This window comes from Sanguibacteroides sp. AM78-02pH3A (assembly GCF_027666085.1).
Lineage (GTDB): Bacteria > Bacteroidota > Bacteroidia > Bacteroidales > Marinifilaceae > Gabonibacter > Gabonibacter massiliensis.
Genome location: NZ_JAQEHX010000002.1, coordinates 50922 through 64995, shown reverse-complemented (window position 1 = coordinate 64995; position 14074 = coordinate 50922). Strand labels below are relative to the sequence as shown.

The following is a 14074-nucleotide window of genomic DNA, read 5'->3' as shown; positions in this document are numbered from 1 at the left end:
TACGGCTTATTGATTGGGAATGATGAAAAAAAATATAGTTTTATTATTGGGATTTTTTTTAGGCTGTCTGTGCTTGAAGGCAGAAGAGGCTCGTTTATTGCGTTTCCCTCATAGTGTTGGGGAGAAGGTCGTTTTTTCGTATGCCGGCGATCTTTATACGGTACCTGTATCGGGAGGAGTTGCCCGTCGCCTGACTTCTCACGTGGGGTATGAGATGTTTCCTCGAATTTCTCCGGATGGTAAATATATCGCTTTCACGGGACAATACGACGGAAATACGGAAGTGTTCGTTATTCCCGTCGAGGGGGGAGAACCGAAACGGCTGACTTATTCCGCCACCTTGAAGCGGGACGATTTGGGGGATCGGATGGGGCCTAATAACATCGTGATCGGATGGACTCCGGATAGTAAATCTATTTTATATCGTTCCAGGCAATATACCTTTAATGATTTTACCGGACAATTGTTCACGGTTCCCGTATCGGGAGGAATGCCAACGGAGATTCCGCTGGCGAATGGAGGGTTTGCGTCTTTTTCTCCCGATGGGAAAAGATTAGCTTATAACTATATTTTCCGGGAATTTCGAACATGGAAAAGATACGAAGGCGGGATGGCCGACGATATCCGGGTTTTCGATTTCTCCACCAAAAAATCCGAAAAAATAACGCATGATGTGAGGCAGGATATTATTCCCATGTGGTCTCCCGACGGAGAGGATATCTATTATATTTCGGACCGGGACGACATCATGAATCTTTACGTTTATCATATAAAGACAAAAGAGACTCGCCAATTGACTTTTTATAAAGATTACGATATAAAATTTCCGGCCATAGGCGATAAGTCGATTGTTTACGAGCATGGAGGATATATTTATCGTTACGATTTGAAGAACGGTAAAAACGAACGGATTAAAATTGATATCGATAATGATCAGGTTTATTCGCGTCCGGAATGGAGACGGGTAAGCGATCAGATCGACTTCCGAGCTCCTTCTCCTGACGGACGACGGGTTTTGGTTTCGGCAAGAGGAGATATTTTTTCACTTCCGGTGAAAGAGGGCATTACTTATAATTTGACCAACTCTTCCCATGCCAATGATCGGATGGGGGCTTGGTCTCCTGACGGCAATTACATAAGCTATATATCCGATAAGGAGGGTGAGTTTTCGATTTATATCCGGGAGGTTGCGACCGGCAGGGAAAAAAGGTTGATAAAGGGTTTTAAAGGATACATCTTTAATTACAAATGGTCACCTGATTCCCGGTCTATTTTATGGAGCGATAAGGGAAATACCTTAAATATTTCGGATGTTGCTACCGGAAAGAGGGAAATTATCGAAACTTCTCCCGTGCGCCCGATGACGGATTTCAATTGGTCTCCTGACAGCAGATACATTACTTATGTACGTCCGGGAAAAGCGGTCGATCATATTATAATATACGAGTTGTCCGATAAGCGGAAACATCAGATAACTGACGATTGGTACGGGGTGGCTTCTCCGAATTTCAGTCGCGATGGAAAATATCTTTTGTTCGTTTCTGCCCGCTCTTTCTCCCCCTCTTACGGCAGAACGGAATGGAACCATGTCTATCGGGAGATGAATAAAGTTTATATTTTGCCTTTGGTGAAAGGAGCTTGGATTCCTTTTTCTCCTGAAAACGACGGAATGCCGAAGGTGAAAACGCCGGATGGCGAAGGAAAAGAAGGTGGCTATGATTTTACGGATGTAAACCGTCGTTTGATCGAATTACCGATTTTACCGGCCGATAATTACGGTAATTTGCATATGATAGGTAACTATGTTTATTACGATCGGGGAGGCCATACAATGGTGTATGACCTGGCGGGTAAAAGCGAATCTTCCCTTGGCGGGCAAATTGTTTTCAGTCCGGGGTATGATAAGGCGTTAGGAGTTGTCGGGCAGGTTTTTCAAATTATTGATTTGCCGACGACCTCTCTTTCCGTGGGGAGTGGAATTTCGACAAATGGCGTGAAGAAACGGATTAATTACCATGAAGAATGGATGCAAATTTATAACGAGACCTGGCGTCAGATGAGGGATTTCTTTTATGCTGAAAATATGCATGGGGTGGATTGGAATAAAGTATACGAAAAGTATAAGGTGCTCGTGCCTTATGTTAACCATCGGACGGATCTGACTTACCTGATAGGAGAGATGATCGGGGAGCTGAACGTGGGGCATGCCTATTCTATAAACGGTAAACATCCTGAACCGGAACGAATTAAGATGGGCTTATTGGGAGCAACTTTCAAAAGGGATAAATCCGGTTATTTTCAGGTAGAAAGAATCATCGAGGGGGCTAATTGGAAAACTTCGACCCGCTCGCCTTTGACCATGCCGGGAGTGGATGTCCGGGAGGGAGATTATTTGATCGCTATCAATGGAAAATCTTTGCAAGAGACCGATAATTTATTTACCGAATTAATAGATATGGCCGGAAAGACGGTTGAATTGGAGGTCAATTCAAAACCTTCCGTTACCGGATCTCGCCGGGTTTTAGTAATACCGTTGGCAGATGAATCGAAACTGTATTATTATCATTGGGTACAGAACAATATAAAGAAAGTGGAGGAGGCGACGAACGGAGAGGTGGGTTATGTCCATATACCGGATATGGGAACGGAAGGATTGAATGAATTTGTGAAACACTATTATCCCCAATTGCAAAAAAAGGCTTTGATTATCGATGACCGGGGAAACGGGGGTGGCAATGTTTCACCCATGATTATTGAACGTTTGATGCGTACGCCGACTTATTTTACGATGCATACGAATCAAAAGGAGGGATCGGTAAATCCGGTCGGTACGTTTATTGGTCCCAAGGTGTTGTTGGTGAACGAGTACTCGGCTTCTGACGGAGATTTGTTTCCTTATCGTTTTAAATACAATAAATTGGGTACGGTTATCGGAAGACGTACCTGGGGCGGAGTGGTCGGTTATAGCGGAACCATTCCTGTTGTGGACGGAGGGGCGATCGTGACTCCTTCTTACGCTCCTTTTGCTGTTGACGGAAGCGGATTTATCATCGAAGGGACCGGTGTTACTCCTCATATAGATTTGGAAAACGATCCTTATTTAGAATATACGGGGCGGGATCAACAGTTGGAGAAGGCGATAGAAATTATTTTAGAGCAATTAAAAACGGCGAAGAGATCGGTTCCGCCTATTCCTGTTTTCCCGGATAAATCGGGAAAGAACTGAGATAGGTTGAAACTTTTTTCCAAATGTTTCGATAGGTAAGGATAAAAGGAAAAGATTTTTATGGGAACTGAAGAAGTCAAGATGGACGGGCTTCCATTGCCGAGACGTTATTGGGCCATTTTGTCCATTGCATTGGGTATAACCGTCTCCGTTCTGGACGGGACGATAGCGAATGTCGCTCTTCCTACTATCGCGCAGGATCTGCAGGCGACACCCTCCATGTCGATATGGATCGTGAATGCTTATCAGTTAGCTATCGTTGTCTCGTTGCTCTCCCTTTCCTCTTTGGGGGATATTTGGGGCTACCGTAAAGTTTATATAAGCGGATTGTTCTTATTTAGTTTTACCTCGTTGGCGTGCGCACTTTCCAATTCTTTGTGGACGTTAACGGTTGCCCGTGTTCTTCAGGGATTCGGGGCTGCCGCGATTACGAGTGTGAATACTTCGCTCATTCGTATTATTTATCCTCAGCGTATCATAGGCCGGGGAATGGGAATAAACGCTTTGGTGGTTGCGGTATCTGCTGCCGCCGGACCTACTATCGCTGCCGGGATCCTTTCCGTTGCTTCCTGGCCTTGGTTGTTCGCGATCAATGTTCCGATAGGGATTGCGGCCTTGATGTTGAGTTTTAAATTTCTGCCTTCCAATACGGTGCGGGTAGAGGGACGGCGTTTTGACTGGATGAGCGGGTGGATGAACGCTTTGACGTTCGGATTGTTGATATCGGCAATTGAAGGCTATGCCCACGGTATCGATTCCATATATATCGTTTCGGGCTTAGCGGTCATGTTCGTTGTCGGTTTCTTTTTTATTCGTCGTCAGTTGAATCAGACTTATCCGCTGTTGCCCGTGGATTTGTTGCGAATTCCTATTTTCGCTCTCTCCGTCGGCACATCGATATGTTCTTTTACCGCTCAGATGTTGGCTATGGTTTCTTTGCCTTTTTTCTTACAAAATGCGTTGGGGAGGGATGAGGTAGTGACGGGTTTGTTGTTAACTCCCTGGCCTTTGGCTACCATGTTGGCGGCTCCTCTTGCCGGTCGGTTGATCGAACGCGTTCATGCGGGTTTGTTGGGTGGAATAGGGCTGACCTTGTTTGCTGGCGGTTTATTTCTGTTGGCTACTTTACCCGAAATGCCGACAAACGCGAGTATTGTTTGGCGAATGGCTTTGTGTGGTGCCGGTTTCGGCTTGTTTCAAACGCCGAATAACAGTATTTTGATTTTATCTGCCCCCCGGCAACGTAGCGGAGGAGCGAGCGGAATGTTAGGGACTTCGCGTCTTTTGGGACAGACCTCCGGAGCCTCTTTGGTCGCTTTGATGTTTGCCTTGTTTCCGCATAACGGGACGCATGCCGCGCTTTATTTGGGGGGTGCTTTTGCAGCGCTTGCCGCTATCGTGAGTTTTTCCAGAATGTCTTTACCTGAGCCCGGAGCTTTGGGAAAGAGAAAAAAGGGATAGATCCGGATAAGGAATGTGGAAAATTTTAGAACTGTTTTTCAGTTGTTGATGATCGTTCTCAAGAGATTATTCCTTACCTTTGTTTAGGTATAAATCAATGGAATCGTTTTTCTATTCTATTGACAATTAGGTGTTTGTTTTAATTCTTAGCGTATAATATATGTCTTTTACCCATTTTCATGTACATTCTCAGTATTCTATTTTGGATGGAGCGGCGAGTATTCCCGGTTTGATTGATAAAGCCATCGCTGACGGGATGCCGGCGATTTCCTTGACGGACCATGGAAGTATGTTTGGTATCAAACTTTTCTATGATCTTTGTCGAAAGAAAGGTATCAAACCGATTTTGGGTGTTGAAGCTTATGTCGCCCGGGTGTCATTGCATAATAAAAAAAATCCGCAGGATCGTTCCGGAGAACATTTGATTCTTTTGGCAAAGAATCTGCAGGGATACAGAAATCTTGTGAAATTGTGTTCTGTAGCCCAGGTGGAAGGATTTTATTATCGGCCTCGTATCGATAAGGCCCTTTTGGAGAGACACAAAGAGGGATTGATTATTTCCTCCGCTTGCTTGGGAGGGGAAATCTGTCAGAAAATCATGGCCGGGGATATAGAAGGAGCGGAGGCTGCTGCCCTATGGTATAAGGATTTGGTAGGGGAGGATTATTATTTGGAAGTGATGAAACATCCGACGACCAATCCTCTTTTGAGAGCGGATGTATACGACAGGCAAGTGAGGTGTAATGCCGAGATACTGAGAATCGGGAAAAAATTGGGTATAAAGGTTATTGCCACCAATGATGTGCATTTTTTGAATGAAGAGGATGCCGAAGCTCACGATATCCTAATCTGTTTGCAGACGAATAAGGATTTGGATGATCCCAAGCGGATGCGGTATACTCAACAGGAGTGGTTTAAGACAACGGCGGAAATGGAAGCCTTGTTCAGTGACGTTCCGGAAGTCATTGCGAATACGCAAGAGATTGTGGATAAGGTAGAGGATTATAAATTGGATTCCGATCCGTTGATGCCTGTATTCCCGATTCCTCCTGAGTTGGGAACGGAAGAAGAGTATCGAAAAAAATACACGGAAAGAGATCTTTTCGATGAATTTACTCAAAATGAAAAGGGTGAGGTGGTGATGAGTGAAGAGGATGCTCAAAAGAAGGTGAAGAAATTAGGAGGTTATGATCGGCTTTATCGTATTAAATTGGAGGCCGATTATTTAAAGGAGTTAGCGATGAAGGGGGCGGTGAAGCGTTACGGAGAGCATATCCCTCCCGATATCATGGAGCGTTTGATTTTTGAACTTCATATCATGAAGACGATGGGTTTCCCGGGCTATTTCCTTATTGTACAGGATTTTATTCGGGCAGCCCGCGATATGGGGGTGATTGTCGGTCCCGGACGGGGTTCGGCGGCGGGGAGTGCGGTAGCTTATTGCTTAGGTATTACAAATATAGACCCGATAAAATATGATTTGCTGTTCGAGCGTTTTTTAAATCCCGACCGTATCTCTTTACCCGATATCGATGTGGATTTTGATGACGACGGACGGCAACGCGTATTGGAATGGGTAACTCAAAAGTATGGAGCAGATAAAGTGGCTCATATCGTTACTTTCGGAAGTATGGCCGCTAAAATGGCTATTAAGGATGTGGCCCGGGTGTTGAAGTTGGAATTATCGGAAGCCAATCGATTGGCTAAAATGGTTCCGGAGGCTCCGAAAATGACACTGAAAAGGGCATATGAAGAGAATCCCGATTTAAAGAAAGAGAAAGAATCACCCAATCCGGTAGTGGGCAAAACGATTCGGTTGGCGGAGATTTTGGAGGGGTCCGTGCGACAGACGGGTGTTCATGCCTGTGGAATATTGATTAGCCGGGATCCGCTCACGGAACATATTCCGATTATGCCGACCGAGGGGGAGAGCTTGATGACGACGCAGTATGACGGTCATTTTGTAGAGCCTATCGGATTGATTAAAATGGACTTCTTGGGGTTGCGGACTCTCTCTATTATAAAAACTTGTTTGGATAATATTAAAAAATCCCGCCACGAGGTTTTGGATGTGGATGCGATTTCCCTGGAGGACCAGGAGACTTTTGCTCTTTTTTCCCGGGGAGAGACGACGGGCCTGTTCCAGTTCGAGTCGCCGGGGATGAAAAAACACCTGCGGGCCTTACAGCCTAACCGCTTCGAGGATTTGGTGGCGATGAATGCTCTTTATCGTCCGGGACCTATGGAGTATATTCCTGATTTCATCAAACGTAAGCACGGGGAGGAACCCATCGTGTACGATCATCCTATGATGGAACCCTTTTTAAAGGATACTTACGGGATCACTGTCTATCAGGAGCAGGTGATGTTACAATCACGGGCTTTGGGGAGTTTCACCCGTGGTATGTCCGATACGCTTCGAAAAGCTATGGGTAAAAAACAGATCGATACGATGAATGCCCTGAAGACGCAATTTATAGAGGGGTGTAATAAAAATCCGGAGTTCGTAAAGGGATGTAAAGAGATGGGGAAAGAGGTCAAACCTTTGGTAGAAAAAATATGGGGAGATTGGGAAGCCTTTGCCTCGTATGCTTTTAATAAATCTCATTCCGTTTGTTATGCTTATATCGCTTACCAAACCGGTTTTTTGAAGGCTCATTACCCGGCTGAATTTATGGCGGCCAACTTGAGTTGTAACTTATCCCAAATAGAGAAGGTGACCACTTTTATGGATGAGTGTAAACGAATGGGATTGAAGGTGCTGGCTCCTGACGTGAACGAGTCGGATAATGACTTTACGGTAAATCATAAAGGTGACATTCGTTTCGGAATGGCGGCAATAAAAGGAGTAGGGTTGGCGGCAGTAGATTCGATCATTAAAGAGCGTACGGAAAATGGCCCTTATAAAGATGTGTTTGACTTTTTTGAACGTATCGATTATCGTACCGTAAACAAAAAAACGTTGGAAAATTTAATTACGGCCGGAGGATTGGATAGTTTCGGTTTGCACAGGGGACAGTTTTTTTACCAAGTTGACGGGCATACTTCTTTGCTCGAGAATTTAGTAAATTACGGACAGAAGAAACAGGCCGACGGGCTGAAAATGCAAGCGACCTTATTTGGGGGGATGGACGGATACGAGGTGACAAAGCCCTCTATTCCTTTGTGTGAACCTTGGACGGATATGGAAAAGGCCCGAAAAGAGAAAGAATTAATCGGTATTTACCTCACTTCTCATCCTTTGGATCCCTATAAATTGGAGATAAAAACGCTTTGCACTCCTTTGGAAGAGTTGAATAGTAATTTCGCCTCTTTTAAAAATCGGGATGTTACTATTGCCGGGATTATCATCGCCATGAGGCAGGGAAAGACCAAAAAAGGAAATGATTTTGGTATTTTGACGATAGAGGATTTTAGCGGAACCTACGAGTTGCCTTTCTTTGGTGAGGATTATATAAAATTCAGGAACTATTTTATTTTGGAAACGGCAATATATATTAAGGGAAAGGTACAAACGAAAAAGTGGAACAATGAACTGGCCTTTAACGTAATCAGTATGGATCTGCTCAGCGTTATCGGAGAAAACCTGATTCGTTCCATCACGTTGCAGGTCGATATAGAGAATCTGACACACGAAATCGTAACGGAGATTCATAATCAATTGGTAAACGAAGCGGGAGACATCCCGTTGAATTTTATCCTTTACGACCGGGAAGGGCATAGAGTTAAGATGTTTTCAAGAAGCTGTAAAATAAAACGTTCGAGAGAATTATATGAATATTTTGAAAATAATGATGTGATTAAGATGAAAATTGATTAATATTGCACGGTAAATAAGGGTATTTTTATTCTTAATTATAGTGATTTTCATATAGATAAGAGAATGTAAACTTAAAAGATAAAAAAGTATGGCTATTGCAGTTAATGATTCAAGTTTTGAGGAAGTGGTTTTGAACTCAAAGCTTCCCGTATTGGTAGATTTCTGGGCGGAATGGTGTGGACCATGTAAAATGATGCTGCCGATTGTAGAAGAATTGTCTAAGGAATACGAAGGTAAGATTGTTGTTGCTAAAGTAGACGTGGACAATTGTGCTGGGACATCCGGAAAATTCGGAATCCGTAATATCCCGACGATTCTTTTCTTCAAAAACGGAGAAGTGGTTGACAAACAGGTCGGTGCTGTGCCTAAAACGGCTTTGGTTGCAAAAATCAATGCACTGCTTTAAAATTGTTGAAATATGATATATAATCCGTCTAACTTCAGGTTAGGCGGATTTTTTGTTTAATATTGTTTTCGGGAGGTGGAGGAAGAAGTTATTCTTTGCTCCAAATCCGTAGGTTTAGATTCAGGTCGTTGACAATACCTGTCAAGGCCGAGAGGGTATCGTACTCCTGTTTTAAACTGTTGTTATGGAGTTGAGAACGCCAAATACTGGTTTCGAAATGATCGGTTCGGTCGGGAATAGCGATGATAATATTGGAGTTATAGAAACTGACTGTAATTTTTCCCGGGAATTTTCGGTCGAGCATCAGAAGTTTTTCCATCATTCCCGGAGTCAATAGATAACGGGCTTCTACCTGATCGGTAGAATAAACGTCGAAACTTTTCTCGAAGTCCGGATTTTCCAATTTAACCCGTCGGTTGTTGAAATTCAGCTTAATCCAAGCATTTCGATAAATGATGGTTTGTCCTTTGAAATCTTTGTGGAAATCGGCAATAAAGAAAAAACCCCGGAAAATATCCACCCAACTTTCATGTCTGTGTCCTTTGGAATCTACTGTCACGTGCTTTTCTTCAGCGTGGACTTCCGAACATACGAAAGCTGTTTTTTCGAGCTGTCCGGTTATCATGTCTTCGGAATGATAGCGGTCGGGCGTGGTGGAAAATAATCCGCTACTCATAAAAGCGGTTTTCGAGATGCCTTTCTCGGGTTGGAACGAGGAATCCTTGCATAGGCTCGTTAACAACGTGGTAATGATATCCTTTTTATAATATCCGGATAGTACGGCAGATTGGCTATTGATACAGAGGAACAAGACGATTATTCCGATGAGGGTAGCAATTATGATTCCCGTATAGCCGGCTTCGATCCCAAAGGTTATGCCTGTTCCGACCATAAAACATATACCTCCGGCTATCAGACCGTTCTGAGTCCCTTTCTTTTTTAATTCCAGTCTTTTATCTTCCAGTTGTTTAAGGGCCGGGGTCAATTGTCCGTACAATCTGTCGAAATTATTATCCATACAACCGCTTTAGGATTGGAACAGATCTTTTACATCGGGTACCGCTTTTTCCTCTTCCGGAATACTCAGTACTTCTTTCTTGTAAAAATTGAAAAGGTTGGCAATGATATTCGAAGGAACGGTCGTGACAGCATTATTGTAATCAGTGACACAGGCATTGTAAGTTCTTCTGGCTGCCGCTAATTGTTCTTCTGTTTCATTTAGGGCTTTTTGTAATTGCATAAAATTCTCCGAAGCCCGTAATTGGGGATAATTTTCGGCGACCAGAAAAAAACTTCGTTTGGCCGTATTGAATGTTCGGTCGAACTCGCTTTTTTCTTCCGTGGTCAGTGAATCGTAATTCCGTGAACGTAATTCCGTGATCCTGGTAAAGGTATTTTCTTCGTGTTTGGCGTATTGTTGTACGGTTGCAACCAAATTCGGAATCAAATCGAATCTTTTTTTCAACATGGCATCGATCGAACCGAATGCATTTTCGGTGTTGTTGCGTTTACGTGTCAAATTATTGTACGCAATGATGCTGTAACCGAAAATAACGATAAGAATAATAAGTGAAATCATGGTGTCGACGGTTTAAATAATTTACAAAATTAGTTTTTTTATAAAACAGAGATCGTATTTGTTGAAATATTTTATGGTTGGAATATTTTTTTCCTCCGGGGAGATGATCTTAAAGAGCCTGTTTAGTTTATAAAAGAACTTATAAAATGTAATTTGTAGGCAATAAAAAAACGGAATGCTTATATTTGTTTGTACTATAAAGGAAAAGGGGCAAATGAATACGAGAATATGCGAGCAATCTACGTGTGAAAAATATGATCCGAAAAATAAATACGGCTTCGTTTTACAGGAGGTAGAAAGAAATACTCAAAAAGTTTACCAGGGAAGCAAGTTCTGTCATGAACTGATGGTCGTATTGGAGGGAGACATTTCTGTAACTTTTAAAGGACGACAGATTGTTTGTGGAAAGGAGGAGATGTTTCTTGTTCCCAAAAATTGTGAAGTGGAGATAAATACGTCGGATAATCCATGTAAATTATTGTGTATCCGATCTAATATGGAAGAGCAGATCTGCCTGAAAGATCATCAGGAAATTCTTTCGGGGTTGAAATATTTTCGGTGGGAGTATAGCTCTTTAAAAGTGAATGAGCCTTTACGGCTGTATTTAAATTACTTATTGTATTCCATTCATAATGTCATGCCTTGCCATTATTATTTGAATGTCTATAAATTGAATATGGCGGCCATTTTTTCTCAATATTACACGAAAGAAGAGATATATAAACTGTTTTATCCGGTATTGGGTGATGATTATTCCTTTAAATTGCTTGTGTTTAAACATTATCAATCCGTTACGTCGTTAAAAGATTTTGCCGAAAAAACGGGGTGTAGTTTGTCTACTTTTAAGCGGAGGTTTAAAAAAGAGTTCAATACTTCCGCCTATAAGTGGTTACAGATAAAAAAAGCGAAAGCAATTGAAAGCGATTTAGCTAATTTGACTCAGGATATTCAGATCATTATAGATAAATATCATTTTTCGGGGCATACCTCTTTTTATAATTTTTGTCTTAAATATTTAGGAGGAACACCCTCGGAGATCAGAAAGAGGTTGTTGAATAAAAACGATTAATAGAGGATATAGCCGACGATTCCCGCGATAACGATCATGAGTATCGGATCCATTTTGAATTTGAAGGTTAGTAAAAAAGCCCCGATAAAGATAAGCCAGCTTTTGTAATCGATGAAGTTGTTTTTATTGATTAAAAGCAGTGCTGCAGCCCCGATTAACCCGGTGACGGTAACTTTCAAGCCATTCATGGCCATATCCACGTAACGATTTTCCCGGAAGGCAAAAAAGAATTTGGAGATGGTAATCATGATTATCAGGGAGGGAAGACTGACGGCAATGGTACATATGATAGAGCCCCATATGCTGTTGGTGGCCGTGTAGCCGATGTAGGTTGCCGTGTTAAAAGCAATAGGTCCCGGGGTTGTTTGAGAAATAGCCACGATATCCGTGAAATCGGAAACACTGATCCATTGGTGAACCTCGACCACATCATGTTGTATCAAAGAGAGCATGGCATATCCGCCCCCGAAACCGAAAAGGCCGATTTTAAAAAAAGTGATGAAAAGACTGAGATATAAATCGAATTCTTCCATGAACGTTGTTTCGAATTTGCTTATTTATTTTTATCCTTAGGCGTTATTTTGTTTTTCCCGCTTCTGAATAAACCGTAACCGACACCTCCCAGTATGGCTAAAATGATGATGTAAATGGGAGATATTCCGACTTGCCATATCAATAGGGCAGCTAAGATAGGTATGATCACCGTCTTCGGTGTCACCCCGGCTGCTTTGCCCATTTGCCACAACGGGGCTGCAATCAGGGCTACTACGGCGGGACGTATGCCTTTAAACACCCGTTCGACGACCGGGTTATCTTTAAAATCGGTAAATAAAATGGCGATCAGCAGAATGATGATGAAAGAAGGTAAGATGGTGCCGAGGCTGGAAAAAACCACCCCTTTACCTTTTCTGGCTTTATAACCCACGAATATGGCCGTGTTCAGGGCTATGGGGCCGGGGGCAGATTGGGCAACCGCTAACATTTCGATAAACTCTTTCTCTTGAAGCCATCCTTTTTTATCAACCACCTCTTTCTGTATGAGGGGAATCATGGCATAACCACCTCCTAACGTGAATGTTCCGATTTTGAAAAAAGACCAAAAAATTTGCCAATAAGATGCCATAATAGTTGTTTTTCTATATCGAACAAATGTACATGATAAGATTTACTTTTTATTAGAAACAGGTGAAAAAAACAGGTAAAAATCCGGGCTTATCTATGCTTTTATCGTTTCGTATTTCCGGGTGAAAACGAACAGTAACATAAAACCGGTCAGCGCGAATGGAGTTCCCGCGAGAGCCGAGTATTGATAGCTTAATCCGGCTTGTAAGGGTAGCCCCCCGCAATATGCCCCGATAGCATTTCCTAAATTGAAGGCGATCTGAACGCTTGCTGCTCCTAACATTTCTCCTCCTTTGGAATAACGAATGAGTAAAACTTGTTGCGGCGTGGACAAGGCGAAAAGGCAAGCCGTACATAGGCACATGAGTGTTGCCGAAATCCAGGATACCCGCGCTAAAAAGAATATAAGCAACAGAATCGTGAATGCACAACCTTGGGTGAAAAAGGCTACCCGTCCCGGAGTGTATCGATCTGATAAACGACCGCTGATCAAATTTCCGGCAACCATTCCCGCTCCGGCTAAAATCATAAGTAATGAAATACTGTCGACTGGAAATCCGGAAATTTGTGTCAGTAACGGGTTGATGTAACTATACCAACAAAAGATGCCTCCGTTTCCCAATAGGGTGGCAAAAATTAGTAACCACGGAGCCGGGGATTTTAAAAAACGGAATTGACCTGTAAAGCCGGTATCGGGTAGGTTTTCTACCGGAGGGATCCATTTCCAGATGTAATAGAGAATGACGATCCCCCATAGACCGACGAGTAGGAATGTGACTCTCCAGGAAAGGAACGTACTCAAGAAAGTTCCTAAAGGTACTCCGAAGAGGTTCGCGATTGTCATGCCGGCAACCATGATGGAAACAGCTTCCGAACCCTTCCCTTTGATAGCTAATTTTTCGGCAACGATGGAACCTACTCCGAAATAGGCTCCATGCGGGAGTCCCGAGATAAAACGGGAAATCACCAGGGTCCAATAATTGGGGGCAAGGGAAGCACAAATATTGCCGATCATTATTACAGAAACCAATCCCAAAAGGATGTGCTTTAATGGAAATTTACGGGCAAGAATCAGTACCGGAGCTCCGAAGCAGACTCCTAAGGCATAGGCCGAGATCAGATGGCCGGCGGTAGCGATGTCGATGTGTAAAGCACGTGCAATGTCCGGTAAGATTCCCATGATCACAAACTCGGCAATACCTAATCCTAATGTTCCGAAAGCTAATGCGATGAAACTTTTTTTCATATTTATTTTTTTCGGGGCGTAAAATTAAAATATATATTTATTCTTTGTTTTCTCATTTTCTTGCTTTTTGTAAAAAATAATACGTGATATGGCGTGAATGGTTGTATAATATTGTATACTTGTATTTTGTACGGTGTTTTAAGTT

The 14074-nt window shown here is 42.8% G+C and carries 10 protein-coding genes; 5 read left to right on the top strand and 5 right to left on the bottom strand.

The window, feature by feature from the left end; translation table 11 throughout:
• Positions 1–22: 22 nt before the first annotated feature.
• From PGR74_RS03060 to trxA, 4 genes are all read left to right on the top strand, one after another.
• Positions 23–3226, top strand: a complete 3204-nt coding sequence (locus PGR74_RS03060) for a S41 family peptidase (RefSeq protein WP_041503470.1) — start codon at positions 23–25, stop codon at positions 3224–3226.
• A gap of 60 nt (positions 3227–3286) precedes the next feature.
• Entirely contained in the window at positions 3287–4687 is a 1401-nt protein-coding gene (locus PGR74_RS03055; RefSeq protein ID WP_041505293.1) for an MFS transporter, read from the top strand.
• Positions 4688–4847: 160 nt separating this feature from the next.
• On the top strand, positions 4848–8507 hold the full coding sequence (gene dnaE / locus PGR74_RS03050; protein ID WP_041505294.1) for a DNA polymerase III subunit alpha: 3660 nt from the start codon (positions 4848–4850) through the stop codon (positions 8505–8507).
• Positions 8508–8595: 88 nt separating this feature from the next.
• Positions 8596–8913, top strand: coding sequence for a thioredoxin (gene trxA / locus PGR74_RS03045; RefSeq protein ID WP_041503141.1), 318 nt, complete (start codon positions 8596–8598; stop codon positions 8911–8913).
• Positions 8914–9001: 88 nt separating this feature from the next.
• Here trxA and PGR74_RS03040 read toward each other — a convergent pair whose 3' ends face one another.
• Positions 9002–9931, bottom strand: a complete 930-nt coding sequence (locus tag PGR74_RS03040) for a DUF3137 domain-containing protein (protein WP_041503140.1) — start codon at positions 9929–9931, stop codon at positions 9002–9004.
• Between the two features lie 9 nt (positions 9932–9940).
• A complete protein-coding gene (locus tag PGR74_RS03035) occupies positions 9941–10492 on the bottom strand; it encodes a LemA family protein (RefSeq protein WP_041503139.1) in 552 nt (183 codons plus the stop codon).
• A 214-nt stretch (positions 10493–10706) separates the two neighbouring features.
• Here PGR74_RS03035 and PGR74_RS03030 point away from each other — a divergent pair, with 214 nt between their 5' ends.
• Positions 10707–11561, top strand: coding sequence for an AraC family transcriptional regulator (locus PGR74_RS03030; protein ID WP_160289140.1), 855 nt, complete (start codon positions 10707–10709; stop codon positions 11559–11561).
• Here the strand turns inward: PGR74_RS03030 and PGR74_RS03025 are convergent.
• The 3 genes from PGR74_RS03025 to araJ form a co-directional block, all read right to left on the bottom strand.
• Positions 11558–12094: a chromate transporter gene (locus PGR74_RS03025; RefSeq protein WP_041503137.1), complete on the bottom strand. Its 537-nt coding sequence runs from the start codon at positions 12092–12094 to the stop codon at positions 11558–11560. The two genes, PGR74_RS03030 and PGR74_RS03025, sit on opposite strands and share 4 nt — an antisense overlap.
• 20 nt (positions 12095–12114) lie before the next feature.
• A complete protein-coding gene (locus PGR74_RS03020) occupies positions 12115–12684 on the bottom strand; it encodes a chromate transporter (protein ID WP_041503136.1) in 570 nt (189 codons plus the stop codon).
• Between the two features lie 93 nt (positions 12685–12777).
• On the bottom strand, positions 12778–13929 hold the full coding sequence (gene araJ, locus PGR74_RS03015) for an MFS transporter AraJ (RefSeq protein WP_041503135.1): 1152 nt from the start codon (positions 13927–13929) through the stop codon (positions 12778–12780).
• Positions 13930–14074 lie beyond the last annotated feature (145 nt).

Excerpts from the sequence above, each read along its gene's own strand:
- PGR74_RS03060 (WP_041503470.1), top strand. The coding sequence starts at position 23 with ATGAAAAAAAATATAGTTTTATTATTGGGATTTTTTTTAGGCTGTCTG.
- PGR74_RS03055 (WP_041505293.1), top strand. The coding sequence starts at position 3,287 with ATGGGAACTGAAGAAGTCAAGATGGACGGGCTTCCATTGCCGAGACGT.
- dnaE (WP_041505294.1), top strand. The coding sequence starts at position 4,848 with ATGTCTTTTACCCATTTTCATGTACATTCTCAGTATTCTATTTTGGAT.
- trxA (WP_041503141.1), top strand. The coding sequence starts at position 8,596 with ATGGCTATTGCAGTTAATGATTCAAGTTTTGAGGAAGTGGTTTTGAAC.
- PGR74_RS03040 (WP_041503140.1), bottom strand. The coding sequence starts at position 9,931 with ATGGATAATAATTTCGACAGATTGTACGGACAATTGACCCCGGCCCTT.
- PGR74_RS03035 (WP_041503139.1), bottom strand. The coding sequence starts at position 10,492 with ATGATTTCACTTATTATTCTTATCGTTATTTTCGGTTACAGCATCATT.
- PGR74_RS03030 (WP_160289140.1), top strand. The coding sequence starts at position 10,707 with ATGAATACGAGAATATGCGAGCAATCTACGTGTGAAAAATATGATCCG.
- PGR74_RS03025 (WP_041503137.1), bottom strand. The coding sequence starts at position 12,094 with ATGGAAGAATTCGATTTATATCTCAGTCTTTTCATCACTTTTTTTAAA.
- PGR74_RS03020 (WP_041503136.1), bottom strand. The coding sequence starts at position 12,684 with ATGGCATCTTATTGGCAAATTTTTTGGTCTTTTTTCAAAATCGGAACA.
- araJ (WP_041503135.1), bottom strand. The coding sequence starts at position 13,929 with ATGAAAAAAAGTTTCATCGCATTAGCTTTCGGAACATTAGGATTAGGT.